Origin of the sequence: Thalassospira sp. MCCC 1A03138 (assembly GCF_002115785.1) — a bacterium.
Classification (GTDB): domain Bacteria; phylum Pseudomonadota; class Alphaproteobacteria; order Rhodospirillales; family Thalassospiraceae; genus Thalassospira.
Genome location: NZ_JFJY01000004.1, coordinates 111,068 through 137,816, shown reverse-complemented (window position 1 = coordinate 137,816; position 26,749 = coordinate 111,068). Strand labels below are relative to the sequence as shown.

Below are 26,749 nucleotides of genomic sequence, written 5' to 3'. Positions count from 1 at the left end.
GATACCTCTGGACGTTGGACCACGCGATTTTTCTTTGCGTGGCGGATGGATTAAATTGTTAAAGCGGGACTGCCAAGGCACCCCCGGCGAACTCACATCGTCAGCGTGCCGCGCGAAATTGCTGCGACACCCGTGCGCGAAGTTTCCGAAAGCCCCAACGGCTCCATCAATTTGATGAAGGCGTCGATTTTTTCCGGGCTTCCGATGATTTCGAAGACGAAGGAACTGTTGGTCGCATCGACTGCGCGTGCCTTGAAGATATCGGCAATACGCAGGGACTCGACGCGCTTTTCACCCGATGCAATCACCTTGACCAGGGCAAGTTCACGTTCAACGCATGGTCCGGCAAGGGTCAGATCGCTGACCTTGTGAACCGGCACCAGACGTGAAAGCTGTGCCTTGATCTGTTCGATCACCATGGGCGTGCCCGAGGTGACAACGGTGATGCGCGACTGGTGGGAACTGGCGTCAACCTCGGCCACGGTCAGGCTTTCGATGTTATAGCCACGGCCGGAAAACAGGCCGATGACACGGGCCAGAACACCTGCTTCGTTATCCACCAGAACGGATATCGTGTGTTTCGAAATTTCGGTTTCTTTCACGGGTCTTGCTCCGCTAGGGCGCGGGCGGGCGCATTCAGTGTGCAGCCCGGCCCGGCCTTTGATTTTGGTTTTGATGATGTCTTGTCGCGAACGGGTTTCGCGGATCAGACCAGAACCATCCCTTCGTCGGAATCAATGGCTTCGTCACCGGTGGTTTCCGCACCAAGCAGCATTTCATTATGCGGCTTGCCCGACGGAATCATCGGATAGCAGTTTTCCTTGTCATCCACGGCAACGTCGAGGATCACCGGACCATCGATTTCAAGCATCTTGGTCAGTGCGTCATCAAGATCGGCCGCGTTGTTACAAGTCATACCGGTAAAGCCGAATGCCTCGGACAGTTTGACGAAATCCGGAAGGGATTCGCTGTAACTTTCCGAATAGCGCGACCCGTGCAGAAGCTGCTGCCACTGGCGGACCATGCCCATGTAACGGTTGTTCAGGATGACGGTTTTCACCGGCAGGCGATACTGGGTCAGCGTCGCGCATTCCTGAATATTCATCATGATTGATGCATCACCGGTAAAGCAGACAACGGTTGCATCCGGATGGGCAACCTGAACGCCAAGGGCGGCGGGCATGCCATATCCCATGGTGCCAAGGCCACCGGATGTCATCCATTCATGCGGATGTTCAAACCCGAAATGCTGGGCCGCCCACATCTGGTGCTGCCCGACATCGGTGGTGATGTAGGTCTTGCGATCACGGGTCAGCGCATGCAGGCGACGGATCACGTGCTGCGGCTTGATGATGTCCTTGGGTTGTTTGTAGGACAGGCAGTGTTTACCACGCCAGCCTTCGATCTCGTCCCACCAGCTATCAAGTGCCTTGGCTTCGATCTTGTGCTGTTTGGCTTTCCAGATTTTCATCATGTCTTCAAGGACATGACCGACATCGCCAACAATCCCGATATCAACCGGGACGTTCTTGTTGATCGAGCTTTGATCAATATCGATCTGGACTTTCTGCGAACCTGGCGAGAAGAAATCTAGGTTGCCGGTCACGCGGTCATCAAAACGTGCACCAACCGCAATCATCACATCGCAATCATGCATCGCCATGTTGGCTTCGTAGGTGCCGTGCATGCCGAGCATGCCAAGATACTGCTTGTCTGATGCCGGATAGGCACCAAGCCCCATCAGGGTCAGCGTAATCGGAACACCGGTCAGGCGGGTGAATTCCGTCAGAACCTTGCAGGCTTGACTGCCGGAATTGATGACGCCACCACCGCAATACAGGATCGGCTTTTTCGCCGATGCCAGCAGTTCGAGCGCTTCCTCAATCTGGCGGCGGTCGCCTTTGACAACCGGGTTATAGGTGCGGTGCTGAACCTGTGAAGGCTCAAGATACGGTGCCTTGGCGACCAGAATATCTTTCGGCAGGTCGATCACAACCGGACCCGGGCGGCCGCTTGACGCAACATGGAATGCTTCATGCATCGTTCGGGCAAGCTTCGCACTGTCCTTCACCAGATAGTTATGCTTGGTGCAGGGGCGGGTGATGCCGGTGGTGTCGGCTTCCTGAAAGGCGTCATTGCCGATCAGGTGGGTCGGAACCTGCCCGGTAAGGCAGACGACGGGAATCGAATCCATCAACGCATCGGTGAGGCCGGTAACGGCATTCGTTGCACCCGGACCGCTGGTTACCAGAACAACGCCGACCTTTCCGGTCGAACGTGCGTAACCTTCGGCGGCATGCACGGCAGCCTGTTCATGGCGTACTAGGATATGACGAATCCGGTTTTGCTTAAATATCTCGTCATATAGCGGTAGGACGGCGCCGCCGGGATAGCCGAACACGACTTCCACACCCTGATCGACCAGAGCCTGCAACACTACTTCCGAACCGCTTAAAATACGTTCTGCCATGATTTTCGAGCCTCTTCCTTAGCGACAACAACGTGCCGCGTGATAACCGCGTGGTTGATACATGATCCAATTACCCTTGAACTGGAGTTGAAAAATCCGCCGAAACGGCGGTTTTCCGCCATTTCGACGGCGGAAGGGCCAACCTATCGCCTCACTTTGGCGTGGTCAACAGAAATTGGTGAACATCATTACGCAATTTGTCTGCCAAACTTTCCGAATATTGCGTGTCGATGATCTCCTTGTCATTCATCTGATGGCGAAACCACGTTAATTGACGCTTGGCATAACGCCGGGTTTCGCGCTGTGATTTCTCTTTGGCGGCCTCAAGATCGATCTCGCCGGCAAGGTAGGCTGCGAGCTCGCGCACGCCGACTGCCTTCATCACAGGGGCCGGTTCCGGTAGGTTCTCGGCCAGAAGTCCGCGGACTTCCTCGATTGCGCCCTGCTCGATCATCAAATCGAAACGCCGGTTGCAGCGATCATAAAGGATGTCACGCGGCGGCATGTAGCACAGCTTTTTGAAAACCATGCCTTCGGGTGGTCTCACCATCGGCTCGTGATGCCAGTCTGCAAGACCGCGCCCGGTTCCCGCCAGAACTTCGGCCGCACGGATCAGGCGCTGGGTGTTTGACGGATCAAGGGTGGCGGCCGTGTAAGGATCGCGTTTGGCAAAATCATTGAAAAACGCCTGGTGCCCGGCTTTTTCCAGATCAGCGGTGATCTGTTGGCGAATCCCGGCGGGAATATCGGGAATCGGGGCGATCCCCTCGGTCAGGGCATTCAGATACATGCCCGTCCCCCCGGTAACGATCGGAAGCTTGCCCTTTGCATGGCATTCGGCAATTTCCGCCATCGCCATGTCGCGCCATTTCCCAGCCGAACATGCCTCGCGCCCGGACAGTACGCCATAAAGCCGATGTGGTGCACGCGCGGTTTCGCTCTCGTCGGGGCGCGCACTTAACACACGTAGTTCCCTATAGACCTGCATGCTGTCGGCATTGATCACCACCCCGTCAAACGCCTCCGCGAGATCAAGCGCCAACGCGGACTTGCCGCTGGCGGTTGGTCCCGCAACGATCAGGACGGGTTGGAAGGGGGCTGTGGTCTGGGCCGACATCGGAAAGGCACTTTCAATCATTCAATTTATCGCGGTCAGCCAGTTTATGGGGTTCGACCTGCAAGGCATAGAGATTAGCGTCATCATTACGAGACAAAAACTGCGTAGAGGGGACGCCTTAACAAAACGGCTCTTGTCTTTGCTGGTCGCAATTCGGATAAAGAGCGCAATATTATTAATCTTTCGCCATGCCAAGGAGCCCGCAATCCATGGATCTGGTCCTTACCCTGATCGCTGCCCCCAATTCGAACGCGTTAGGTGACGATATTGCCGCGCGTGCCAAAACCGTTCTGGCCGGGGCCGGGGCGCGTGTCGGGGATGTTTCGTGGCTGGCGGCGGGCGAGGCGTGCGATATTGGCTTTGCCGGGCTGAGCCTTGATATTGCCGATACGGCGTTACGTGATGCCGGTCTTGGTGTTGATGCCGTGACCCAGACTGCCAAAACGCGGCGCAAGAAATTGCTGATTGCGGATATGGATAGTACCATGGTCACCGGTGAAACGCTTGATGAGCTGGCGGCCTTTGCCGGGGTCAAGGACCGGGTTGCGGCGATAACCGCGCGTGCGATGAATGGCGAACTTGATTTCGAGGCCGCCCTTGATGAACGAGTCGGGCTGCTGGATGGTATGTCGACCGAAATGCTGGCCGAGGCATGGAAAACCGTTGAATATACCGGCGGGGCCAAAGCGCTGGTGGCAACCATGAAGGCCAATGGTGCCTTTGCCGCCCTTGTGTCGGGCGGGTTTGATTTCTTTACCGGTGCCGTGCGTCGTGAACTGGGCTTTGATTTTGATCAGGCCAATGTGCTGATCACCAAAGACGGCACATTGACCGGCAAGGTTAAGAAACCGGTTCTGGACCGTCAGGCCAAGGTTGATGCGCTTGAAAAACTGTCGGCCGAGCAGGGCCTCGGTGTTGAGGATGCCATTGCGGTTGGCGATGGTGCCAATGATCTGCAGATGATTTCACTGGCCGGAACCGGTGTGGCATTTCACGCCAAACCATCGGTTCAGGAACAGGCACGCATCTGCATCAATCATGGCGATCTGACCGCGCTGCTGTATCTGCAAGGATATGCCAAATCCGATTTTGTGATCTGATCACGGTATTTATAAACCCGTAAGCCGGAATGCAAAAAGGGCGGCCAGTAAAGGCCGCCCTTTTTGATTTTGGGAAAGCAAGACCAGAAGGTCTTAGTCTTCCTTGTTCAGCGTCAGGCCGAAGTAACGCGGGCCTGCCGAGGTTTCAATCAGCATCAGGATGGTGCGTTTGTCATCATCCATTGCCTTTTTGACCGCGTCTGAAACTTCCTCGACCGTGGAAACCGAGCTGTGCGATGCCTCGATAATGATGTCGCCCGGGCGAACACCCTTTTCAGCGGCATAGCTGTCACCATTGACTTCGGTCACGATGACACCCTCGGTGCCTTCGGCTAGGTTATAGCGGCGGCGCAGTTCATCATCGACGTTGGCAATCTTCATGCCCAGCGGCTTGATTTCGGCTTCGGCAATTGCGGCCGGTGCCTGTTCTTCGCCCTGTTCTGCCGAGGTGGCGACAACGTCTTCTTCAAGTTCGCCAAGTTCGACCTGAACGGTTTTCTTTTCTCCGTCACGCCAGATTACAACATCGACATCCTTGCCGATTTTGGTTTCAGCAACGATACGCGGCAAGCGGCGCATACTTTCGACTTCCTTGCCGTCAAACGACAGGATGACGTCGCCCTGTTTGATGCCAGCGGCCTTTGCCGGGCCATCATCGGACACGCCGGCAACCATCGCCCCGGTCGATTTATCAAGCCCGACCGAGTCAGCTATATCGTCGGTCACGGTCTGGATGTGAACACCCAGCCAGCCACGACGGGTCCGGCCGTATTCCTTAAGCTGGTCAACAACCGACTGTGCAATAGCCGACGGAATGGCAAAGCCTATGCCGACCGAACCGCCCGACGGCGAATAGATCGCGCTGTTGATGCCGATGACATCGCCATCAAGGTTGAACAGCGGCCCGCCCGAGTTGCCCCGGTTGATCGACGCATCCGTCTGGATGAAGTCATCATACGGACCCTGATTGATGTCGCGGTTACGTGCGGAAATGATCCCGGCGGTCACGGTGCCACCAAGGCCGAACGGGTTGCCGATCGCCATCGCCCAATCACCGATACGGGAATGATCGGAATCACCCCATTTGACGAAGGGCAGGTCGTCTTCCGGTTCGACTTTGAGAAGTGCGACATCCGTTTTCGGGTCACGGCCAATCAGTTTCGCCGGAAGCGTATCGCCATCATGCAGGCGTACCGTGATTTCGTCGGCACCATCAATCACATGGTTGTTGGTTACGATGTAACCGTCTGCCGAAATGATAAAGCCCGAACCAAGTGCGGTCGCACGGCGCTGTTGCGGAGTCTGGCCTTGGCCTTGCCCGCCTTGTCCGTTGCGATCCATAAAGTCCTTGAAAAGATCTTCAAACGGCGATCCGGGAGGGAACTGGAAGTCCGGTCCCTGACGTTCGGCCACCATCTGGCTGGTCGAGATATTTACCACACTGGGCAGAAGCTTTTCGGCCAGGTCTGCGAAACTTTCAGGAGCGGGGCGAGCGTTCGCAATCTGCGAGACGCTGGTCACGCCAAGAAGAACAATCACCAGCGCAGCCGTAAATCTGCTTCGCGCCGGGTTGTATAATGCTTTTAGCATGTGTCTGATCCTGTTCGTTGCCGCGTTCACGGTATTGAATTTTTGCAGCACGCGATGCTGTTCTTTTGGATAGTTCATGCACCGCTTAACTAGCCAAGTTAGTGCCGAGTTTGTCAGAAATTTGGCAAGCCTGAGAAAAATCAAGGAAGAGCTCGGGTTTTTCTGTGTTTGCACACCGGAAGGCGCAAATATGCGCGAAATGGCCCCGAACTTTATCTTCAAAGCCAGACCCGCACACCCCAGATCGCGGCGATGGCGACGACCGCGGCAACAAGGCCGCCGATCCGTAATTGGGATTCGGGGATTTCCTGCACCAGTTCCATCACACGTTTGGCGCCGCCCGGGAACAGCGAATAAAACATTCCCTCCAGCGCGATGGCCAGGAGAACAGCTGTAACGAGTTCCTTCATGGGCGTGGACGTTCCGGCGTTTCTATGAACCTGTGTGCGATATAACTATCAACAGGACATTATTTTCAAACAAAAAAGGGCGACCGGCACACTATGCCGGTCGCCCTAGTGCTTTGTCCAGCACCCGTTTGTCTAGCGCGTTGCGCTAGGCGTGGAGTTATTAAAGTACTGGAAGAATTCGGAATCCGGTGAAATCACCATGGTCGAGCCATCCGAAAGGGCCTCACGATAGGCTTCCAGCGAACGATAGAACTCGAAGAAACCGGCATCCTTGCCATAGGCTTCACCCAGAACGATGTTCCGCTGACCGTCACCTTCACCGCGCAGAACTTCTGCCTGACGGCGGGCTTCAGCCAGAATGCCGACGCGTTCACGATCCGCTTCGGCCTGAATTTTCGCCTTGAGCTCTTCACCTTCGGCACGAAGCTGTGCGGCTTCTGCGATACGCGAAGAACGCATACGGTTATACACCGCCTGCGAGGTTTCCTGCGGAAGGTCGGTACGGCCGATACGAACATCTATCAGTTCGACACCGAATTCTTTTGCCGGCTCGACCAGCGTTGCCTGGATTTTTTCCATGATCTGCGACCGGTTATCCGACAGAAGTGACACAAGCGGGGCCTGTGCAAGTTCACCACGGATGACCGAGTTCAGACGCTGGCCAAACAGCTGAACAAAGTTGGCTGCATTGGTTGCGCGCTGACGGAACTGCAGCGGATCAACGATTTTCCAGCGGGCAAAACTGTCGACGTTGACACGCTTCTGGTCCGACAGCAGAACCTGCTGAACCGGCGGATCAAGTTCCAGAATGCGGCGCTCATAATATTCCACATTCTGGATCGGCAGTTTGAAATGAAGACCCGGTTCGGAAACCGCATGGACCGGATTACCGAACTGAAGCACCAGTGCCTGCTGGTCCTGACGGACGGTGAACATGCACATGGATGCAACCACGGCCGCGATGACGACAACGACGCCGGTGGCAATAAGTTTAGGACTTGCCATTAGTTGTTGCCTCCTGCGTTCGTGCGTTTCTGGATTTCGGGCAACGGCAGGTACGGAACCACGCCATTGGCACCTTCACCCTTCTGATCGAGAATGACCTTGTTGGAGTTCTTCAGAACATCCTGCATGGTTTCAAGATACAGACGACGCGTGGTGACATCCTTCGCGGTCAGATAGGAATTATAGACCGAGGTAAAGCGTTCGGCTTCACCCTGGGCATTCTTCACAACCTGATCCTTGTAGGCGCGAGCTTCAAGAACCATACGTTCGGCTTCACCCTTTGCACGCGGGATGATGTCGTTGCGATAGGCCAGTGCTTCGTTCTGGGAACGGTCACGGTCCTGACGGGCACGCTGCACGTCGTTGAACGCATCGATAACGTCACGCGGCGGATCCACTTTCTGCATTTTCACTTCTGCAATGAAAATACCCGACGCATAGCCATCCATAATGGATTGCAGCAGGGTGCGTGTCTGTTCTTCAACACGGACACGACCAACGGTCAAGGCTTCTTCCAGATTGGTTTTGCCAATGACTTCGCGGATTGCACTTTCTGCGGCAAGCTTGATGGTGTTTTCCGGATCACGAACATTAAACAGATAGGCACCGGCATCGCTGATGCGCCACTGAACGACATAATCAATGTCGATGATGTTCTGGTCACCGGTCAGCATCAGGCTTTCTTCCGGGACGTCACGCGCACCGCCGGTTCCGGCATTGCCGGTACCGCGATAACCGATTTCAATCTGGTTGGTGCGTTCGACGTTCGGCTTGATCACTTCGCCAATCGGGGCGGGCAGGAAATAATTCAGACCCGGGCCCGTCGTGCCAACCCATTTGCCAAACAGAAGTGTTACACCCTGTTCACCCGGTTGGACGCGATAGAAACCTGTCAAAAGCCACAACCCGACTATGGCGATACCGATCAGGACAAAGCCCTTATAGCCACCACCACCGGGGAACAGCCGCTTCAAGCGTTCCTGGCTTTTGCGAATCATTTCATCAAAATCGGGGGGCGTGTTACCACCGCCGCCACCGCCACCCTGAGGACGCTGTCCCCACGGATTGCGGCCGCCGCCATTGTTTCCGCCACCACCCCAGGGGCCGCCGCCCCCTTGTGAATTCCAAGGCATCGAGTGTCTTCCTCTTCTTGCCGTTCGGTGTTTATTTATGCTTACCGATCTTGGGACATGAGCCCATTAATGACATGCCTATTGCTTGCTTATCGCGGTCATCTGACCTATCTGCGCATCAAGTTCCGTCTCAATCCTTTTATCCGGACGGCGTTGCATGTAATTAATGGGGCCACACCCTAAGGCCTTATATGACAGCTTGCCTCGCAAAACAACGATACGCGCCTGCAAGTTCTGTGCGATCACGGACTTAAGCCATTTTTCGGAGACTGCAATATGACCTCGCCCAACCGGGAACGCATTACTGAAGCCCTTTCGACGGTTATCGATCCGGCTGACGGCAAGAGTATCGTCGAAAAGGGTATGGTGCAAGGTATTGATATTCATGACGAAACCGTGAATGTCATGATCGCGGTTGACCCGCAACGCGGGGCGTCGCTTGAAGATCTGCGCCTTGCTGCGGAACGTGCCGTTGCTAATGTGAACGGGGTCACAACAGTCCGTGTCGCCCTTACGGCAGAACGTCCGAATGGGGCTTCTGCCCCGGCACAAGGTGGTCATTCGCATCCCCATTCTCATGGTCATACACATGGGGGGCAACATGGCGCACCGCAAGCAGGGCAACGTCCGCAAGGTGCAGGGCAAAAGCCGCTCGAAATGACGGGTGTCCGTTCGATCATCACGGTTGCGTCGGGTAAGGGCGGGGTGGGGAAATCCACCACTTCGGTCAATCTGGCGCTGTCACTGGCGGCCAAGGGGTTGAAGGTCGGTCTTCTCGATGCCGATATCTATGGGCCCAGCCTGCCACGGATGATGGGCCTTCGTGATGCCAAACCAACCCATTCCGACAAGGAAGGCAAAATGGTGCCGCCGTCGGCCTTTGGCATCCGGATCATGTCTATCGGGTTTATGGTCGATGAAGAACAGCCGGTGATCTGGCGTGGGCCGATGGCGATGGGCGCTCTCGAACAGCTTCTGCGCGACAGCGATTGGGGCGAACTCGATGTTCTGGTCGTCGACATGCCACCGGGCACCGGCGATATCCAGCTTTCGATGGCTCAACGCGTGCCGGTCACGGGGGCGGTGATCGTTTCCACCCCGCAGGACATTGCCCTTTTGGATGCGCGCAAGGGACTTAATATGTTCCGGAAGGTCAATGTGCCGGTGCTCGGCCTGATCGAGAATATGAGCTATTATAAATGCCCGGAATGCGGCCATGTCGATCATGTCTTCGATCATGGTGGTGCACGCAAGGCCGCCGATGAACTGGGCGTACCGTTTCTTGGTGAAATCCCGTTGGACCTTAAAATCCGGCTGGGTGCGGATGAAGGCAAACCAATCATCCATACCGATCCGGACGGCGAACATTCCAAGGCCTATGCCGCGATTGCCGACAAGATTGCTGCGGCAATTGACGAACGCGTCGGACCGAAAACCGCACCGAAGAAAAGCCTGTTCCCCAAAATCAGCTTCCGTTAGGTCGCCCGACTTTCGCCTAATAATTGCTGGCACCCTGCAAAACTTCTTGAGAGATGCGTTGCAGGGTGCCGTTTTCGCGCAGTTCTTCGATGGATCGATTGATCATCGTCACCGTCGATATTGTCGATGATGCGCGGTGGAATACGATATAGGTCGGGTTTTTCCGGATCGGGGTTTCGCTGCGGACGACCTTGTCGCTTAGTCCCAGCCGTTTGACCCAGACATCCCCGGCCTCGCCAATCGCGATGACGGTATCTACCCGGCCAAGTGCCAGCATCTGAAAATTCTGTTCGTCCCCGGTGGCTTCGGATGCGCTAAACACGCCGCGTTTTCGTGCATCATCAATCTGATCCCCGTAGCTCCATCCGCGAATGACACCAACGGTTTGGCCGCGCAGGTCATCAATATCGGTTGGATTGTTGAATGTGCTCAGGCGCTGATATAGCATCAGCTGTTCTACATGGATCGGCTCGGAAAAGACGTATTTCTTCTGGCGTTCAAGATTCTTGTATATCCCGGCAACACCGCCCTTGTTGGCGTCAAGGTTTTCAATGGCGCGCTTCCAAGGGACGGCAACGACATCGACATTTATGCTGGCATGTCTGAAAATCGCACGGATCAGGGCTGGGTAAATGCCCACGGCCTCATCCCCGGCACGATACATAAAAGGCGGATTGGCTTCGTCGACATAAATGGTTTCGGCATGGCTTTGCGTCGCCGGCATCAGGACCGCGAAGGCCATGCCGACGACGAGTATCAATAGGGCAAGTAATCTTGCCGGAAATGTCATTCTGGCCCCTGATGATGCTTCTGTACCTTACAGAAGACATGGGGCGTCAGGATGCTGCCGACAAGGAATGCGATGCTCATTGCGGGGGGCTTTGCGCCGATCTATGCCGAACATGATCTTGGCACCGATCAGTCGGCTGCAATCCGGGCGGCGGTGGATCTGATATTGGCTGCACATGAGCCTTATCCGGCGCTGGCAATGGATCGGCACTGGTACATGGTGGCCGCAAACCGGATTGTGCCCCTGTTGATTGGCAGGGTTGACCTGGAATCTCTTTGGCCGCCGGTCAATATCCTGCGGCTGAGCCTGCATCCAAACGGGCTTGCACCCCGGGTAGTGAATTACGTCGAATGGCGCGACCATTTACTGGACCGATGGCGCCGCCAGATTGCAGTGACAGCAGATGCGAAACTGCGCGGCCTTTATGACGAGGCCAGCCGTTACCGTGCGCCCGAAAATGCAGACGAACCCGGTGCCGCTGACGGGGCAGGGGATCTGTCCGGGCTTGTCGTGCCGCTGGTTTTGCAAAGTGACGCCGGTGAATTGCGCTTTGTTAGCACAACCACGGTCTTTGGCACTCCGGTCGAGGTCACATTGTCCGAACTTGCTATCGCAACCCTGTTGCCAGCCGATGCCCAAACGACGGCCATTTTGCGGGGGCTGGCGGCAGATTTGCGTTAATTTGAACCGAACCGGGCCAAAGCACAAAACCCCGCCAGATTTCTCTAACGGGGTTTTGGTTTTGTCGCGAAGGCAGCTTACTGAGCAGCTTCTGCCATATAGGATGGCATCCAGCCTTCGTTCAGTTGGCGCAGTTCGGCAAGGGATACCTTGGCACCACCATCAATGGTAACCGCATCGCCCCCGGCCTGACCGATGATGACCGCGGCGACATTTGCGCTGCCCGCCGCGTTCAGGACCTTGTCCGGATCGCGGGTGGCGATCACATAACGGCCCTGATCCTCGCCAAACAGCCATGCGACTTCGCTGCCGGATTCCGGCAGGTGCAGGTCGGCACCGATATTGCCGGCAAGGCTCATCTCGGCAACTGCAACCAGAAGGCCGCCATCGGCGATATCATGGCAAGTACGTACCAAACCAAGCTCGATCAGTTCGCGCACCAGCGTACCAGCCCGTTTTTCCGCATTCAGGTCGACCGGCGGCGGGGCGCCTTCTTCGCGGCCCTCAATGGTTTTAAGATACAGCGACTGACCAAGTTCACCGGTCGCGGCACCGATCATGATCAACGCACTGTCATCGCGTTTGATGGCGATGGTGGCATGATGGCCCAGATCGGAAATCACCCCAACGCCGCCGATTGCCGGGGTCGGCATGATACCGACGCCATTGGTTTCGTTATACAGCGACACGTTGCCCGAAACGACCGGGAAGTCGAGTGCGATGCAGGCCTCGGCAATGCCCTGACAAGCGCCAACAAACTGACCCATGATGCGCGGGCGTTCCGGGTTGCCGAAATTCATGTTATCCGTGATCGCAAGCGGCTTGGCACCAGTTGCAACCAGATTGCGATAGGCTTCGGCAACGGCCTGTTTGCCGCCCTCGACCGGATCGGCCATGACATAGCGAGGGGTGCAGTCGGTGGTGGCTGCAATGCCCTTGTTCGTGCCCGAAACGCGCACGACACCGGCATCACCACCCGGGCGGACAATCGTGTTGCCCATGACCAGATGGTCATACTGTTCCCAGATCCAGCGACGCGATGCCAGATCGGACGACGCCATCAGGGTTTTAAGCGCATCGACATGGCTGACCTTGCCCGAAATGCTGGCCGGATCAATACGGTCCTGCTTCGGGGTCGGTTCCCACGGACGGTCATATTCAGGCGATGCCTCGGCCAGCGGGTCAATCGGCAGGTCGCCTGCAACCTCGCCATGCCATTTCAGAACCATGCGTTTGGTATCAGTCAGGATACCGATGACGGCAAAGTCGAGTTCCCATTTGTCAAAGATCGCCTTGGCGGCGTCTTCGCAACCGGGTTTCAGGACCATCAGCATGCGTTCCTGCGATTCTGAAAGCATCAGTTCGTAGGGGGTCATGCCTTCTTCGCGCATCGGGACTTTATCAAGCCACAGTTCGACACCGACACCACCCTTGGACGCCATTTCGAACGAGGAGGATGTCAGACCGGCCGCGCCCATGTCCTGAATTGCGACGATCATGTCGGTCGCCATCAGTTCAAGGCAGGCTTCCAGCAGAAGCTTTTCGGTGAACGGATCGCCGACCTGAACGGTAGGACGTTTTTCATCGCTGTCATCATCAAACTCGGCCGAGGCCATGGTCGCACCATGGATACCGTCTCGACCGGTTTTCGAACCGACATAGACAACCGGGTTTCCGATACCGGCTGCTGCGGAATAGAAGATGTTGTCGGCATCGGCCAGACCCACGGTCATCGCATTGACCAGGATATTGCCGTTATACGATGCGTGGAAATTGGTTTCCCCACCGATGGTCGGCACACCCATGCAGTTGCCGTAACCGCCAATACCCTCGACCACGCCGCTAAGCAGGTGGCGGGTTTTCGGATGATCCGGTTCGCCAAAGCGCAGTGCATTGAGGTTTGCGACCGGACGGGCACCCATGGTGAAGACATCGCGCATGATGCCGCCAACGCCTGTTGCCGCACCCTGATAGGGTTCGATAAAGGACGGGTGATTGTGGCTTTCCATCTTGAAGACGGCGGCCTGCCCATCGCCAATGTCGATGACACCGGCATTTTCACCCGGTCCCTGAATGACCCAGTCGGCCTTCGTCGGGAGGGTTTTGAGCCATTTTTTCGATGATTTGTAAGAGCAATGCTCTGACCACATGACTGAGAAAATGCCAAGCTCGTTGATGTTGGGTTCACGGCCCATGATTTCGAGGACGAGTTTGTACTCTTCCTCGTTCAGCCCGTGTTCCTTGACCAGTTCCGGCGTGATCGGGGTGTTGAAATCGTTAGCACTCACGATGCTGCCTCCACCAAGCTTTTGAACAGATTGCGGCCATCGGTGCCACCATGGAGCGGATCAATCGCATTTTCCGGGTGGGGCATCATGCCAAGGACATTGCCCGCCTCGTTGATGATGCCGGCAATATTACGCTGCGACCCGTTCAGGTTGGTTGCCGGATCAACGACACCATTGGCATCGCAATAGCGCAGAACAACGCGACCTTCGCCTTCGAGGCGGTCAAGCGTTTCGCTATCGGCAAAGAAGTTGCCGTCATGATGAGCCACCGGATAATCGACGACTTCGCCGGTTTTGTACTGGTTGGTGAAGCGCGTATTGGTGTTTTCGATCTTCAGATGCGTATTCTTGCAGATGAATTTCAGGCTGGCATTGCGCATCAGCGCACCGGGCAGCAGGCCTGCTTCTGTCAGAATCTGGAAACCGTTACAGACGCCAAGGATGGTCACACCGGCCTTCGCGCGTTCGGCAACCGCACGCATGATCGGCGATTTGGCAGCCATGGCGCCGCAACGCAGATAGTCGCCATAGGAAAAACCGCCCGGGACCATGATGATGTCGGTTTTTGGCAGTTCGGTTTCGCCATGCCAAACCACGGTCGGTTTGGTGCCGGTGGCCTGTTCAAGGGCCGCAATGGCGTCATTCTCCCGGTTGATGCCGGGGAAGAGGATGACAGCGGATTTCATGAAATACCGTCTCTCGATTAATATCCGTTACTTGATCGCGATAGACAAAGGCCCTGCAACGGCAAAGCCCCGCCCGGGCAGTTAGGCCAGCTCGATGCTGTAATCTTCGATCACGGTATTGGCGAGAAGCTTCTCGCACATTTCCTTGACCTCGGCGCGTGCCTTTTCGACGTCGCTGCCATCCAGTTCGAGTTCGATGAACTTGCCCTGGCGGACATCGTTGACACCGGCAAAACCAAGACCCTGAAGGGCGTGGTGAACGGCTTTACCCTGCGGGTCAAGAACACCGTTCTTCAGGGTGACGTGGACACGTGCTTTCACGAGAAGCTCCTTTGAGTGCGCACTCGCCATACGGCGATACTTGTTTGCAAACAATAATGTACCGGTCCCGAAGGTTCCGGCGTCGATAAGAAAAGGCCGCGCAAGCGCGGCCTTTTGGATTATTTGTCTTTATTCAGCGATTCTATATCTGCGGACTCAGGCAGGACGCCGAGACGGCGCGCCACTTCCTGATAGGCTTCCTCGACCCCGCCAAGATCGCGGCGGAACCGGTCCTTGTCCATCTTTTCGTTGGTGACGGCATCCCAGAGGCGGCAGTTGTCCGGGCTGAATTCATCAGCTAGAACCAGATGCATGAAGTCGCCTTCCCACACCCGGCCAAATTCAAGTTTGAAATCGACCAGTTTGATGCCGATGCCGCGCATAAGACCGCACAGGTAATCATTGACGCGAAGGGTCATGCCAACGATTTCTTCGAGCTCTTCGGCACTTGCCCAGCCAAGGGCAAGGATATGCTCGTCGGAAACCAGCGGGTCGCCAAGGGCGTCGTCTTTATAATAAAACTCGACAATCGGGCGCGGCAGACGTTCGCCTTCTTCAAGGCCAAGACGTTTTGCCATCGAACCGGCGACAATATTGCGCACCACGACTTCGATCGGAACGATTTCGCATTTCTTGCAAAGCTGTTCGCGCATATTGATGCGGCGAATGAAATGCGTCGGGATACCGATTTCCGCCAGACGGGTCATGACGAATTCGGTGATCATGTTGTTCAGGACGCCTTTGCCGGCAATGGTGCCGCGCTTCTGTGCGTTGAACGCCGTGGCATCGTCCTTGAAATACTGGATGATGGTTCCGGGCTCGGTACCTTCGTACAAAACCTTGGCTTTACCCTCGTAGATGGGCTGCTTTCTGGACATTGGCGGGATCTTTCACATCTTTGCTTGCGGGGAGTGTCCCCGAGCACCCTGAAAATCGCGCCCCCCGTATAGCAGTGCTGACGCAGAAACTCAATTGCCGTGTAGGTCTATTTACGCAGACTTGATAATAGGATTTTGCAACCGTCCGTCTGGCAGGTTGTTGCCGCGCAAATGGTCCGCCAAATCCGGGCGTTGCGAGGCGAAATTAGTGGGGCGCCTAAATCTCAACCGAGTGAAACGGAACCTTGTCTGGTTGGCCATCGGCGAACAGCCAGACCGGTCGGCGCGGCAATTCGTTTTTCTGAGTCGGAATGGCCGGAAGCCCGATCAGGGAGGAACAGATCGTCTCGAACCCAATATTGCTGCGCACCAGCATGGCATCAGCGCGGATGTCATGATGTTCTGGATCGGGTTCCATCAAGCCGGTATCGGCTAGAAGGGCCTGCCAGGCAAACCAGTCATCGGCTTCGGGGTTGGGTGGCGGTGCCGTTAAAAAACGCGGAAGGTTGCGTTTGGTGCGTTCGCTATTGGTCTTGTCATTCAGGTCATGGGCGGTGATCATCGACAATCCTTCGGGGATATCGGTGATTTCAATTTTGCCATCCCCCCGATTGGCCAGCCAGTAAGCATCGCGGTTATCGGCAATCACCATATTGAACGGTCGATAGGCTGTGCCATCAAGTTCGGCAAGTGCCTGGGCGGCATCAATGGCATCGGCATGGTCAAGTGCTTCAAGCGGCAATTCACCGCGGGACCGTTTGTCGTCGGCGGGGCCAAGTGTGCCAAACCGGTTCAGGACCGCTGCCACCACGCCATCTTCATTGATGCCAAGCCATGTTCCGCCGCCGGTTTCATCCAGTCCGGCGATAACATCAGGGCGATCTTCCCAATGGCGGGCAGGGGCCTTCCATGGGCGGTTGTTCATTTCGTCGCGATTGGCACCGATAATCACCGGCCATTCATGGTCGGGGCGGCGCAGAATGATAACTGTACACATGACCCAGATCAAAGCGACATGAACCGGCATTTGTCAAATTCAAAAGTATCACAGCACCACGGTGACATGACGTGGTACAGTCCATAAATAAAGGACAACGGGGAAACGTCCCGCCAAAAAACAAATCAGATGGAGGAGTGCGCACATGACGAATTTGACCGAACGCGAACGCGGTTTCGAGGCAAAATACAGCTTTGATCTTGAACAGAATTTCCGCATCGAGGCTCACCTTTATAAAATGCTTGCCGTTTGGGCCGGCGATAAAATGGGTATGACCGAGGCCGAAAGTCAGACCTATGCTGCAAGAGTCATCGGCGATGTTATTGCAAATCCTCAGGAAAACGGGGTGATTTCGGTGATTCTGGCCGATTTCGGACGACACAATGTCGATATGACGGTCAGCGAACTTAACCGTAAACTCGAAGCGTTACGCCCAATCGCGCGTGCCGAAGTGCTCGAGGAATAGTTGTTTCCCCGAAATAAGAAAAAGTTCGGATTTGCAAACCATTAGCCGGTTTCGTATTCTGTTCCCGGATCAAGAAAGATTTCTGGTTGCAGCCACGCGTTGTTTTGCTTGTTAATGTCGGGCATGGTTGTGGGTCAGGTAAAGAAGGGTAAAGGCTTTGCGTATCCTGTTGGCAGACGATCACGATCTGGTTCGTGAAGCATTATCACTGCTATTCCAGCAATATTTCGAAGGTTGTGAAGTGGTCGAAGCTGGGGCGCTTGACCCGGCACTGGACCATATCGAAGCTCAGAATAATTTTGATCTGGTGCTTCTGGATTTGCGCATGCCCGGCATGAACGGGCTTGAGGGACTTAAACGCGCGCTTGAAAAGGCATCCAAAACAACCTCGGTCGTTTTGCTTTCCGGTGCCTATCGCAGCGAAGATGTACGTCATGCCATCGAAAATGGCGCACACGGCTTTATCCCCAAAACACTGCGCGGGCAGGCACTTGCCAATGCAATCCAGTTGGTTCTGGCGGGTGAAAAATATCTGCCATCCTCGATCCTTAATGACATGGGGGACGGATTTGGCGGCGGTAGCGACGGCGAACCGCGCATGGCTGGCGGATTTGGCAACGAAGGCGATTTCAGCCGGTTGACACCGCGGGAGCGTGAAGTTCTTGCGCTTTTGGCCGAAGGGCGACCGAACAAGGATATCGCGCGCCATCTTGATCTGCGCGAAATTACGGTGAAATATCACCTGAAAAACATTTACCGCAAACTGCATGTGTCCAATCGTGCACAGGCGGTAAAAATCGCACTTGAAGATATGGCGCGCGCCGGAAACTTGTAGTAAGCTTGTCAAAGGCAGCGCTGTTTAACGCTCGAAACCCGGCTCGTGATTTCACGGGCCGTTTTTCTTTGGCGGTTCGGGTTGCTCCCCTCGTAATGTCACCTGAAACGAGGAACTGAAATGACCATCCGTATCGCCCTTGTCGGGGATTTCAACCCCGCCGTTACCGCCCATCAGGCCATCCCCAAAGCCATTGAAATCGCGGCCGCCGAAATCAGCTTTTTCGTCGAATATGACTGGATCGCAACACCGCGTTTTGATGATGGGGCTGCACCGATACTATCTGGCTATGACGGGATGTGGTGTGTTCCGGCAAGTCCGTATGAAAATCTTGAAGGTGCGCTTGCCGCGATCCGGTTTGTGCGCGAGAACGATATCGCGTTTCTTGGCACATGCGGCGGTTATCAGCATGCGGTTCTGGAATATGCACGCAATGTTCTGGGACTTGCCAATGCTGCGAATGCCGAAATTGATCCGGATGCGGAATTGCCGCTGATTGCGCCGCTGGCCTGTGCGCTGATTGATCAGGATGCCGGGATTGATCTGGCTGCGGGAAGTTTGATCCGTGCTCATTGCGGATCGGATCATCTGATTGAAACCTATCGGTGCAGTTATGGGTTTAATCGTGATTATGCGGGGCTGCTGGCAGGGCAGGCATTGCAGATTGGGGCATGGGATGCAGATGGCGATCCCCGTTCGGTGGAATTGCACAATCATCGTTTCTTTATCGGCACAGCCTTTCAGCCGGAACGATCCGCCCTGCGCGGTGAAAATCATCCGCTGATCACGGCCTTTATCAAAGCCGCATCGGCAAAATAATCCCATAAAAAAGCACCCCCGCGATCAGCACGGGGGTGCAGTCCTTGAGACGGAGAGTCTCAGGCACGTTCGGGCAGGTTGTGTGCCCGGACATTCGATGATGTTGTATTTGTCGATGATGGCGGGGTTCTGCCCGACTGGATGATGAAAACACCCGACAGGATCATGGCGGTCGCAACGATATCAGTTGCGGAAACCGGTTCGCCCAAAATCAGGCTTCCGGTCAAAAGGCCAATGACCGGCGGGATATAGGTGACTCCGGCGGTTTTGACCGCGCCCAGTTTCCCGATCAGAAAGTAATAGCACATATAGGCAATGCCGGTGCCAAACATGCCAAGGCCGATGAATAGCCCGGTGGCAATTTTCCAGTTGGTGAAGATCGCATTCATGCCGGAAAAGTCGCAAATCAGCAGAAGCGTTAAAGCAGAAAGGCCAAGCTGATAGGTGCAAAGTGCTATTGGTGAAATGCCAAGGGGGCTCAGGAATTTGCGGACATAGACGAACGAAAGCCCGACACAGCCCGATCCAATGGCGACGTAAACCACACCCCTCAGATCGATGCCCGACGTGCCACTTTCCCATGGCTTTGCGATAATCAGGACACCGGCAAAGCCAAACAGCAATCCGCTGATTGAACGGATATTGACCGGTTCGCTGCGCAGGAAAATGGCCGCGGCGATAAAGGAAAACATCGGGATCACGCCGCTTAGCATCCCGGCAACGCTGGATGGCAGAAGGGCGATGCCCTTGGCAAAGGCGAGGTAATAAACGGTGGCCGCGAGAAGCGACATGACAATGAAATGGTGTACATAACGCAGATGCTGCCAATGCAGCACCTTGCGCGCCATCGCAAATGCCAGAACCGGCAGAAAGCCCATGATCACACGTACCGTCACCACCTGCATCGGCGATATCAGGTTGCTTGCCGTTTTGTTGAACAAAAAGGTCATGCCCCAGCACAGGGCAAGAAAGCCGAAAACGAGGTATGCGTTGCTCTTCATGGCCGGAACTTTCGTGGGGGTAATGCCGTGATTGTAGGTCTGGCCGGAATGGCGTACAAATCATGTTATCTGGATCATGAAATAGAAAATCTGTATTATGAGTTCATATCCCCCCCTGAATTCCTTGCGTGCTTTCGAGGCATCCATTCGACTGAATAGTTTTTCTCGTGCAGCAGAAGAACTGAACGTAACACCCGGTGCCGTCGGACAGCAGATCAGAAAGCTTGAGGAATGGCTGGGTGTAGAACTGTTCGCCCGTTCGGTCCGGCAGGTCAAACCAACCGCCGACGGGCTTGAATATGCCGCGCGCATATCGCCCGCCCTGCAGCAGATTATCCATGCCAGCCAGCATTTGCGCGGGCAGCGCGAACATATGGTGCGTGTGGTCATGCCGCCAAGCTTCGCCGCGAAATGGTTTTCCAAACGCATGGCGCGGTTTTTGATCGATTATCCGTCAACGTCACTTCACGTGGGTTCGTCAGTACAATTCACGGATTTTGATCGCGATCCGGTCGACATCGCCGTGCGGTATTTTGACGGGAATGATGAAAAGCTTGAAGCCGTCCTGATCTATCGCGGGCAGGCGGCGGCCTTCTGTTCGCCTGCCTATCGTGACCGGATGGGGTTTGAGCGCCCCGCCGATCTGGCGCGTGCGACTTTGTTAAACGACATTCTGCATGACTGGTGGGAAGAATGGCTGGGCCAGTTTGCAGGGATGAACCCGGTCGAGATTGCTGCAATCAAGCGCATTGAAATCGATCAGACATCTATGGCGATCGAAGCCGCGATCCACGGGCAGGGGGTTGTGATGGCCAATCCGTTACTGGCGGAGGAAGACGTGATGGAAGGCAAGCTGATCCATCTGTTTCCCGAACAGGTTCAGGTTGTCCCATTGGGATATTATCTGGTGCATCCGAAAAACCGGGAACTGCGCGGTCAGGTGAAGCTGTTTCGCGACTGGCTGCTGGGCGAGGCACGGGAACTGACATTGTCGCAAAACCCGTAAACGAAAAAAGCCCCGGCAAATTGACCGGGGCTTTGATTTTAGTGCGCGATGCTACCGTCAGTCGGCAAACACGCGGGCGAAAATCGTGTCGACATGCTTGGTGTGGTAACCAAGGTCAAACAGGCTTTCGAGCGTTTCCATCGGGATTTTCGCGGTAACGTCTGCGTCGGTCTTCAGAAGCGACAACAGATCGCCTTCGCGGTTCCAGACCTTCATCGCGTTGCGCTGAACAATGCGGTACGAATCTTCGCGCGAAACGCCATGCTGCGTCAGGGTGAGGAGCACGCGCTGCGAGAAGACCAGACCACCCATCTGATTGAGGATTTCATCCATCCGTTCCGGATAGACGACAAGGTTTTCAACCACATTGGTCAGACGCATCAGCGCGAAGTCGAGAGTTACGGTCGCATCCGGGCCGATATTGCGTTCGACCGATGAATGCGAAATATCACGTTCATGCCAAAGGGCAACGTTTTCCATTGCCGGGATCGCCATCGAACGGACAAGACGCGCAAGACCGGTCAGGTTTTCGGTCAGAACCGGGTTACGTTTATGCGGCATTGCCGACGAACCCTTCTGCCCCTTCGAGAAGAACTCCTCAACTTCGCGGACTTCGGTACGTTGCAGGTGGCGGATTTCGGTTGCCAGATGCTCGATCGAGGATGCGATCACGCCAAGGGCGGCGAAATAGGCAGCGTGACGGTCGCGCGGGATCACCTGGGTTGAAACCGGTTCCGGTTTCAGGCCAAGCTTGGCCGCAACATGTTCTTCGACCTGCGGGTCGATATTGGCAAATGTGCCGACCGCACCGGAAATCGCACAGGTCGCGATTTCTTCACGCGCCACGATCAGACGGTCGCGGTTGCGTTTGAATTCGGCATAGAATGTCGCCAGTTTGAGGCCGAAGGTCACAGGCTCCGCATGGATACCATGCGAACGCCCCATGCAGGCGATGTCCTTGGTTTCATAGGCGCGCTTTTTAAGCGCGGCCAGAAGCTTGTCCATATCTTCAAGCAGGATGTCGGTTGCCTGAACAAGCTGAACGTTAAAGCAGGTATCGAGGACGTCGGAGCTGGTCATGCCCTGATGAACGAAACGGGCTTCTTCACCGACCTGTTCTGCTAGTTCGGTCAGGAAGGCGATCACGTCGTGTTTGACTTCGGCTTCGACAGCATCGATGCGGTCAATACGGTCCTGGGTATAGGGCTTGTTGCCTTTTTCCCAGACCAGTTTGGCAGAGGCAGCGGGGATCACGCCCAGCTCGGCCAGTTTGTCGGCAGCGTGTGCCTCGATTTCAAACCAGATACGGAATTTGTTCGCCGGTTCCCAGATTGATGTCATCTGCGGACGGGAATAACGGGGGATCATGCAGTCGCCTCCGGGCAGGATGGTTGGGTGCCGGGTCATGACCAGATTGCGTGATCAGCGAAGTGCGATGCTGGTTCCGGCACGCTTTCAACGCGTCGGATAGTCCAAATTGCCGCGATTGGCAACCCTGCATCGTGCAGCGTCCCCGTCCGGGGGCATCTTTGCCGGTGTTTTTCGGATTGCTGCTACATGTTTCCCGATATGCCTGCCGGGCATTAGTCTCCAATCGGGGGCCATTTCCGATTGCGGATGTATTCGAGAAAGGCTCGCATGGCCGCACTTGTGTGGCGCCGGTTCGGATAATACAGATACCAACTCGGCAGTTTCTTCTTCCAGTCGACAAGCAATTCGACAAGTCTGCCTTGTTTGACATCGTCGCGGATATAATCCTCAAACAGATGCGCGATGCCCGATCCTGCAAGGGCTGCCTGACGCTCCTGATGCGCGGAACTCAGCGTCAACCGGCCTTTCGGCGTGATTTCGACCTCATTCCCGTTGTTCACGAATTTCCACGTCACCATGGTTCCGCCAGGAAAACGACGGCGAATACAGTCATGCATCAGAAGATCGTCCGGCGAACCGGGGCGCCCCCTCTTGCGCAGATAATCGGGGGAAGCCACAATTGCATATTGTAAGGCGGGACCCAGCGGCATCGCGATCATGTCCTGGGCAAGTTGATGTCCGAAACGCACACCGGCGTCGAAACCATGCTCGACAATATCGATGATCGCAGCATCGCTGACGATTTCAACATTAATGTCGGGGTGAATTTCCATGAATTCAAAAGCAAGTGGGCACAGAACATGGTCGGCGGCCGGGCCCGGCGCATTGATCCGCACAGTACCGGATGGGTGTTCTCGAAGCTGATTGAGATCGTCGATCGCTGTTCTGATGTCGTGAAGGGCAGGTCCAAGTCGTTCAAGAAGTCGTTCGCCTGCTTCGGTTGGCGAGACGCTGCGTGTCGTTCGGTTCAGCAGACGGATGCCAAGCGCTTCCTCAAGCACACTGATCGATTGGCTGATGGCAGAGGATGATACGCCCCTGCCAAGCGCGGCGGCTCTAAAGCCTCCACATCGGACGACGTCCTCAAATATCTCCAGGCTGTCAAGGCGTAGCGGTTTCATTGCAAAGTTTTGCTTAATAAGTTGATCTGTTCTTATTAGCTTATCTGCGCGCTCGATCTGTGTCATCCCTAGAAAGCATGTTGTGAGGCGTCGCTTGCGGATAATCGCGATGCTGCACCAAGCTGAAATCAAATACGGCATCTGCAATCAGATATTTGGACAGGATGATGAGTATGAGCGGAATCACATTGAATCGCAGAAAGATCATGCTGACAGCTGCATCGGCAGCGGCGGGACTGATCCTGCCAACCGGCGACATGGCTTTTGCGCAGGCTGCTTCCGGCGCGCCGTCTCCCGTCCAGAGTGGGAATGCCGGTGGAAATGTCGGCCATTACCGTTTTCGCGTCGGAGACGACATATCTGCCACCGTACTGAGCGACGGGCTGATCGGCGGCCCGCCACGGATTTACGCCAGCAACGCGCCGGAGGCAGAACTGGAGGAGGTTCTGAGACAAGCCTTCCTGCCGACCGACCGCCTGACACTGAACCTCAACACGCTTCTTATCGAAACGAATGGCAGGCGTATCCTTCTTGAGGCCGGAGCCGGGCAGACGATGGGCCCGCAAGGTGGTCGCATCTTCGAGAATCTGGCGGCCATAGGCTTAAGGCCCGAGGATATCGATATTGTGGTTGTTTCGCACACGCACCCGGACCATGTCGGCAATCTTCGAACAGTCGATGGAGGCAAGGCCTTTCCAAGGGCGACTGTCTTTGCGCCCCGTGCCGATTGGGACTTTTTTGTCGCCAACGATCCAGACCTTTCCTACATGCCGGTGCCCGAGGATTTCCGTCGCAATTTCGCCGCCGCCATCAGGCGGAGTGTCGAGCCGGTCACAAACGGGATCGAATTGTACGAAGCCGGTGAGGAGATCGTCCCCGGGCTGACCACGCTTCCGGCATTGGGCCATACACCTGGCATGGCAAATTTCCTTGTTCAATCCGGAAATGATCAGCTCCTGCTGACGGCCGATCTTGCGTATCATCCGATCGTCAATGTCGACCGGTCATGGCTGCCGGGGCCGGATCGCGACAAGGAAACGGCTCTTGCCTCTCGCCGTCGCATCTTTGACATGGCAGCGACAGACCGACTCCTTGTTCTCGGCTTCCACTATCCGTTCCCGGGCCTTGGCCGGATGCTCAAGACGGATGTCGGCTATGCCTGGGTCCCGGCCAATTGGCAGTTTTGATCTTTTTTATCAGGGAGTGACACGCACCAAACGCATTACTATGCTTGGACCCTGTTTTGGGGCATAACAGCTTTATTATCGCTTTTTACCTGTGTGGAACTTGCCATCTGCTAAGATTATCTCAATCTCCTGATGGATACAGTTCGTAAAACGAGCATTCCAGAACAAGGGCGGGCAAACCGCTCTGATCGCGAGTGGACACAGATAATGGCGCGTATTTATGACCCGCACCGGGGATGATTTGAAAAATCCTCCAACCCGCATAGCCCGAAGCGAAGACACCGATGCGCGCTATCTTGCGCAGCTGGTGGATCTTGGTATTGCCCTGTCGGCAGAGCAGGGTCGTGAGGAACTTCATCAGAAAATCCTGATGGCAGCCCGGCAGTTTACCAATGCCGATGGCGGGTCGCTGTATCTGGTCAACAAGGACGAGACGGAACTTCAATTTCGTATTCTGATGAACGATACGCTTGATACGTTCTTCGTATCGGGCCGCGAAAACGAGAAACCTTTTCCACCCCTGCCGCTTTATGATGCAGCGGGCATCCCCAATCACAAAAACATCGCCACCTATGTCGCGTTAAGTGGTGAATCGATCAATATCGAGGATGCCTATTTCGCCGACGGGTTCGATTTTTCCGGCACGCGCGCCTTTGATGCCAAAACCGGTTATCGGTCGAAATCATTCCTGACGGTACCGCTTAAAAATACGCGCGGCAATGTGATCGGCGTGTTGCAGTTGATCAATGCGCGCAACGATGCGGGCGATATTATTGCCTTTGATCCGGCAATCGAACCGATCATCAATGCGCTGGCAAGCCAGGCGGCGGTCGCACTTGAAAACAGCCGCCTTTTGATGGCACAGCGCGACCTGATGGAGAGTTTCGTGCGTGTTCTGGGGCAGGCAATTGATGCCAAATCCCCCCATACAGCCCATCATTGTGAAAAAGTACCCATCATTGCCCGTATGTTGGCCAAGGCCGCCGTCGATGAAAAACGGGGAACATTTTCCAATTTCTATCTGACGGATATGGAGTGGTACGAGCTTGATCTGGCGGCGTGGCTCCATGATTGCGGCAAGATCACCACACCCGATCATGTGGTGGAAAAGGCCACCAAACTTGAAACCATCCATAACCGAATTCATGAAGTCCGCACCCGGTTCGAAGTGCTTCGCCGCGATGCCGAAATCGAGATGCTCAAACGCAAGCTCGCGGGCGAGGATGCCAAACGTTGCGATGCCGATTTCAACGCCCGGATTGCCGAACTTGAAAGCCAGTTTTCAATGGTTGCGCACAGCAATATTGGTGATGACGAACTTGATACCGACGCGGTCTTTGTCCTGCATGAAATCGGGGCGCAGGAATGGGTGCGCCATTTTGACCGTACCCTCGGGCTTTCATGGGCCGAAAATCAACGCCTGACCGAAGATGACCGTGCCAAATTCAGCCAGCCCGGCGTTGAAAGGCTTCTGGATGACCGCCGCGATCAGGCCTATCTGGGCATTAACCGCGGAGAACTTTATAACCTTTCGGTTCCGCGCGGTACCCTGACATCGGAAGAGCGCAAGATCATCAATGATCATGTGGTGGTGACACAGGAAATGCTCGCACAGTTGCCCTATCCTCGGGAACTGCAACGCATTCCGGCGATTGCGGGCAACCATCACGAAAAAATGGATGGTTCGGGCTATCCCAACGGATTGCTTGGCGAAGATATGGGCATCCTCGAAAAGGTGATGGTGATTGCCGATATATTCGAGGCCCTGACCGCGGTTGACCGTCCCTATAAACGGCCCAAAATGTTATCGGAATGCATCGCGATCCTGGCTGACATGCGCGACAAGGGGCAGATCGACAATGATCTGTTCGAATTGCTGCTGTCGTCGGGCGTTTACATCGAATACGGACGTAAATACCTGCAACCCGGACAGTGCGACGAAGTTGATATCACGCAGTTTTTGCGCAACTGAAAACGGACCGGACACGATGCATCCGG

General features: G+C 55.4%; 25 protein-coding genes. 9 read left to right on the top strand and 16 right to left on the bottom strand.

The window, feature by feature from the left end; all coding sequences use genetic code 11:
- Positions 1-92: 92 nt before the first annotated feature.
- From ilvN to miaA, 3 genes are all read right to left on the bottom strand, one after another.
- A complete protein-coding gene (gene ilvN, locus TH468_RS10385) occupies positions 93-602 on the bottom strand; it encodes an acetolactate synthase small subunit (RefSeq protein ID WP_037989846.1) in 510 nt (169 codons plus the stop codon).
- A 104-nt stretch (positions 603-706) separates the two neighbouring features.
- On the bottom strand, positions 707-2,470 hold the full coding sequence (locus TH468_RS10380; protein ID WP_085643846.1) for an acetolactate synthase 3 large subunit: 1,764 nt from the start codon (positions 2,468-2,470) through the stop codon (positions 707-709).
- A gap of 151 nt (positions 2,471-2,621) precedes the next feature.
- Entirely contained in the window at positions 2,622-3,608 is a 987-nt protein-coding gene (miaA, locus tag TH468_RS10375) for a tRNA (adenosine(37)-N6)-dimethylallyltransferase MiaA (protein ID WP_246832291.1), read from the bottom strand.
- 188 nt (positions 3,609-3,796) lie between these two features.
- Here miaA and serB point away from each other — a divergent pair, with 188 nt between their 5' ends.
- Entirely contained in the window at positions 3,797-4,687 is an 891-nt protein-coding gene (serB, locus tag TH468_RS10370; protein ID WP_085643844.1) for a phosphoserine phosphatase SerB, read from the top strand.
- Positions 4,688-4,780: 93 nt separating this feature from the next.
- On the opposite strand, the gene TH468_RS10365 is transcribed toward serB, so the two are convergent.
- From TH468_RS10365 to hflK, 4 genes are all read right to left on the bottom strand, one after another.
- On the bottom strand, positions 4,781-6,277 hold the full coding sequence (locus tag TH468_RS10365; RefSeq protein ID WP_085644207.1) for a DegQ family serine endoprotease: 1,497 nt from the start codon (positions 6,275-6,277) through the stop codon (positions 4,781-4,783).
- 218 nt (positions 6,278-6,495) lie between these two features.
- On the bottom strand, positions 6,496-6,687 hold the full coding sequence (locus TH468_RS10360) for a DUF2065 domain-containing protein (protein ID WP_062953332.1): 192 nt from the start codon (positions 6,685-6,687) through the stop codon (positions 6,496-6,498).
- Positions 6,688-6,819: 132 nt separating this feature from the next.
- Entirely contained in the window at positions 6,820-7,692 is an 873-nt protein-coding gene (hflC, locus tag TH468_RS10355; RefSeq protein ID WP_085643842.1) for a protease modulator HflC, read from the bottom strand.
- Complete coding sequence (hflK, locus tag TH468_RS10350) at positions 7,692-8,825, bottom strand: FtsH protease activity modulator HflK (protein WP_085643840.1); 1,134 nt, start codon at positions 8,823-8,825, stop codon at positions 7,692-7,694. The genes hflC and hflK overlap by 1 nt, the downstream gene beginning before the upstream one ends.
- A 276-nt stretch (positions 8,826-9,101) precedes the next feature.
- Between hflK and TH468_RS10345 the strand changes: the two genes are divergently transcribed.
- Positions 9,102-10,304, top strand: coding sequence for an Mrp/NBP35 family ATP-binding protein (locus tag TH468_RS10345; protein WP_085643838.1), 1,203 nt, complete (start codon positions 9,102-9,104; stop codon positions 10,302-10,304).
- A gap of 16 nt (positions 10,305-10,320) precedes the next feature.
- Here the strand turns inward: TH468_RS10345 and TH468_RS10340 are convergent, their stop codons facing one another.
- The gene (locus tag TH468_RS10340) at positions 10,321-11,094 is read right to left on the bottom strand and encodes an ABC transporter substrate-binding protein (protein WP_085643836.1); all 774 of its coding nucleotides are present in this window, start codon (positions 11,092-11,094) and stop codon (positions 10,321-10,323) included.
- 51 nt (positions 11,095-11,145) lie between these two features.
- Here TH468_RS10340 and TH468_RS10335 point away from each other — a divergent pair, with 51 nt between their 5' ends.
- Complete coding sequence (locus TH468_RS10335) at positions 11,146-11,775, top strand: transcriptional regulator (RefSeq protein ID WP_246832290.1); 630 nt, start codon at positions 11,146-11,148, stop codon at positions 11,773-11,775.
- 77 nt (positions 11,776-11,852) lie between these two features.
- Here the strand turns inward: TH468_RS10335 and purL are convergent, their stop codons facing one another.
- The 5 genes from purL to TH468_RS10310 all read right to left on the bottom strand — a co-directional run bounded on the left by purL (position 11,853) and on the right by TH468_RS10310 (position 16,945).
- Positions 11,853-14,063, bottom strand: a complete 2,211-nt coding sequence (gene purL / locus TH468_RS10330; protein ID WP_085643834.1) for a phosphoribosylformylglycinamidine synthase subunit PurL — start codon at positions 14,061-14,063, stop codon at positions 11,853-11,855.
- A complete protein-coding gene (gene purQ, locus TH468_RS10325; protein ID WP_062958382.1) occupies positions 14,060-14,749 on the bottom strand; it encodes a phosphoribosylformylglycinamidine synthase subunit PurQ in 690 nt (229 codons plus the stop codon). The genes purL and purQ overlap by 4 nt, the downstream gene beginning before the upstream one ends.
- Before the next feature lie 81 nt (positions 14,750-14,830).
- On the bottom strand, positions 14,831-15,070 hold the full coding sequence (gene purS / locus TH468_RS10320) for a phosphoribosylformylglycinamidine synthase subunit PurS (RefSeq protein ID WP_007092030.1): 240 nt from the start codon (positions 15,068-15,070) through the stop codon (positions 14,831-14,833).
- Between the two features lie 119 nt (positions 15,071-15,189).
- Positions 15,190-15,948, bottom strand: coding sequence for a phosphoribosylaminoimidazolesuccinocarboxamide synthase (gene purC / locus TH468_RS10315; RefSeq protein WP_007092029.1), 759 nt, complete (start codon positions 15,946-15,948; stop codon positions 15,190-15,192).
- Positions 15,949-16,165: 217 nt separating this feature from the next.
- Positions 16,166-16,945 carry an NRDE family protein gene (locus TH468_RS10310; protein WP_168177118.1) on the bottom strand — a complete coding sequence of 260 codons (780 nt, stop codon included), beginning with the start codon at positions 16,943-16,945 and terminating at the stop codon, positions 16,166-16,168.
- Positions 16,946-17,090: 145 nt separating this feature from the next.
- Here TH468_RS10310 and TH468_RS10305 point away from each other — a divergent pair, with 145 nt between their 5' ends.
- From TH468_RS10305 to TH468_RS10295, 3 genes are all read left to right on the top strand, one after another.
- Positions 17,091-17,411: a DUF1476 domain-containing protein gene (locus tag TH468_RS10305; protein WP_085643830.1), complete on the top strand. Its 321-nt coding sequence runs from the start codon at positions 17,091-17,093 to the stop codon at positions 17,409-17,411.
- A 157-nt stretch (positions 17,412-17,568) separates the two neighbouring features.
- Positions 17,569-18,246, top strand: a complete 678-nt coding sequence (locus tag TH468_RS10300; protein ID WP_085643828.1) for a response regulator transcription factor — start codon at positions 17,569-17,571, stop codon at positions 18,244-18,246.
- A gap of 120 nt (positions 18,247-18,366) precedes the next feature.
- Complete coding sequence (locus TH468_RS10295) at positions 18,367-19,065, top strand: hypothetical protein (RefSeq protein WP_085643826.1); 699 nt, start codon at positions 18,367-18,369, stop codon at positions 19,063-19,065.
- 59 nt (positions 19,066-19,124) lie between these two features.
- On the opposite strand, the gene TH468_RS10290 is transcribed toward TH468_RS10295, so the two are convergent.
- Positions 19,125-20,066 carry a DMT family transporter gene (locus TH468_RS10290; protein ID WP_085643824.1) on the bottom strand — a complete coding sequence of 314 codons (942 nt, stop codon included), beginning with the start codon at positions 20,064-20,066 and terminating at the stop codon, positions 19,125-19,127.
- Between the two features lie 97 nt (positions 20,067-20,163).
- Between TH468_RS10290 and TH468_RS10285 the strand changes: the two genes are divergently transcribed.
- Positions 20,164-21,072: a LysR substrate-binding domain-containing protein gene (locus TH468_RS10285; RefSeq protein WP_085643822.1), complete on the top strand. Its 909-nt coding sequence runs from the start codon at positions 20,164-20,166 to the stop codon at positions 21,070-21,072.
- A 57-nt stretch (positions 21,073-21,129) separates the two neighbouring features.
- On the opposite strand, the gene purB is transcribed toward TH468_RS10285, so the two are convergent.
- On the bottom strand, positions 21,130-22,440 hold the full coding sequence (gene purB, locus TH468_RS10280) for an adenylosuccinate lyase (RefSeq protein ID WP_085644205.1): 1,311 nt from the start codon (positions 22,438-22,440) through the stop codon (positions 21,130-21,132).
- 215 nt (positions 22,441-22,655) lie between these two features.
- Positions 22,656-23,705, bottom strand: coding sequence for a LysR family transcriptional regulator (locus tag TH468_RS10275; protein ID WP_371268747.1), 1,050 nt, complete (start codon positions 23,703-23,705; stop codon positions 22,656-22,658).
- A gap of 32 nt (positions 23,706-23,737) precedes the next feature.
- Here TH468_RS10275 and TH468_RS10270 point away from each other — a divergent pair, with 32 nt between their 5' ends.
- Positions 23,738-24,751 (top strand): MBL fold metallo-hydrolase, encoded by a 1,014-nt coding sequence (locus TH468_RS10270; RefSeq protein WP_246832289.1) that lies wholly within the window; start codon positions 23,738-23,740, stop codon positions 24,749-24,751.
- Positions 24,752-24,992: 241 nt separating this feature from the next.
- A complete protein-coding gene (locus tag TH468_RS10265) occupies positions 24,993-26,723 on the top strand; it encodes a GAF and HD-GYP domain-containing protein (RefSeq protein WP_371268746.1) in 1,731 nt (576 codons plus the stop codon).
- Positions 26,724-26,749 lie beyond the last annotated feature (26 nt).

Bases quoted from the DNA above. Each gene is read 5' to 3' on its own strand.
- TH468_RS10380 (WP_085643846.1), bottom strand. From the start codon at position 2,470: ATGGCAGAACGTATTTTAAGCGGTTCGGAAGTAGTGTTGCAGGCTCTG.
- miaA (WP_246832291.1), bottom strand. From the start codon at position 3,608: ATGATTGAAAGTGCCTTTCCGATGTCGGCCCAGACCACAGCCCCCTTC.
- serB (WP_085643844.1), top strand. From the start codon at position 3,797: ATGGATCTGGTCCTTACCCTGATCGCTGCCCCCAATTCGAACGCGTTA.
- TH468_RS10365 (WP_085644207.1), bottom strand. From the start codon at position 6,277: ATGCTAAAAGCATTATACAACCCGGCGCGAAGCAGATTTACGGCTGCG.
- TH468_RS10360 (WP_062953332.1), bottom strand. From the start codon at position 6,687: ATGAAGGAACTCGTTACAGCTGTTCTCCTGGCCATCGCGCTGGAGGGA.
- hflC (WP_085643842.1), bottom strand. From the start codon at position 7,692: ATGGCAAGTCCTAAACTTATTGCCACCGGCGTCGTTGTCGTCATCGCG.
- hflK (WP_085643840.1), bottom strand. From the start codon at position 8,825: ATGCCTTGGAATTCACAAGGGGGCGGCGGCCCCTGGGGTGGTGGCGGA.
- TH468_RS10345 (WP_085643838.1), top strand. From the start codon at position 9,102: ATGACCTCGCCCAACCGGGAACGCATTACTGAAGCCCTTTCGACGGTT.
- TH468_RS10340 (WP_085643836.1), bottom strand. From the start codon at position 11,094: ATGACATTTCCGGCAAGATTACTTGCCCTATTGATACTCGTCGTCGGC.
- TH468_RS10335 (WP_246832290.1), top strand. From the start codon at position 11,146: ATGCTGCCGACAAGGAATGCGATGCTCATTGCGGGGGGCTTTGCGCCG.
- purQ (WP_062958382.1), bottom strand. From the start codon at position 14,749: ATGAAATCCGCTGTCATCCTCTTCCCCGGCATCAACCGGGAGAATGAC.
- purC (WP_007092029.1), bottom strand. From the start codon at position 15,948: ATGTCCAGAAAGCAGCCCATCTACGAGGGTAAAGCCAAGGTTTTGTAC.
- TH468_RS10310 (WP_168177118.1), bottom strand. From the start codon at position 16,945: ATGTGTACAGTTATCATTCTGCGCCGCCCCGACCATGAATGGCCGGTG.
- TH468_RS10305 (WP_085643830.1), top strand. From the start codon at position 17,091: ATGACGAATTTGACCGAACGCGAACGCGGTTTCGAGGCAAAATACAGC.
- TH468_RS10295 (WP_085643826.1), top strand. From the start codon at position 18,367: ATGACCATCCGTATCGCCCTTGTCGGGGATTTCAACCCCGCCGTTACC.
- TH468_RS10290 (WP_085643824.1), bottom strand. From the start codon at position 20,066: ATGAAGAGCAACGCATACCTCGTTTTCGGCTTTCTTGCCCTGTGCTGG.
- TH468_RS10285 (WP_085643822.1), top strand. From the start codon at position 20,164: ATGAGTTCATATCCCCCCCTGAATTCCTTGCGTGCTTTCGAGGCATCC.
- purB (WP_085644205.1), bottom strand. From the start codon at position 22,440: ATGATCCCCCGTTATTCCCGTCCGCAGATGACATCAATCTGGGAACCG.
- TH468_RS10275 (WP_371268747.1), bottom strand. From the start codon at position 23,705: ATGCCGTATTTGATTTCAGCTTGGTGCAGCATCGCGATTATCCGCAAG.
- TH468_RS10270 (WP_246832289.1), top strand. From the start codon at position 23,738: ATGAGCGGAATCACATTGAATCGCAGAAAGATCATGCTGACAGCTGCA.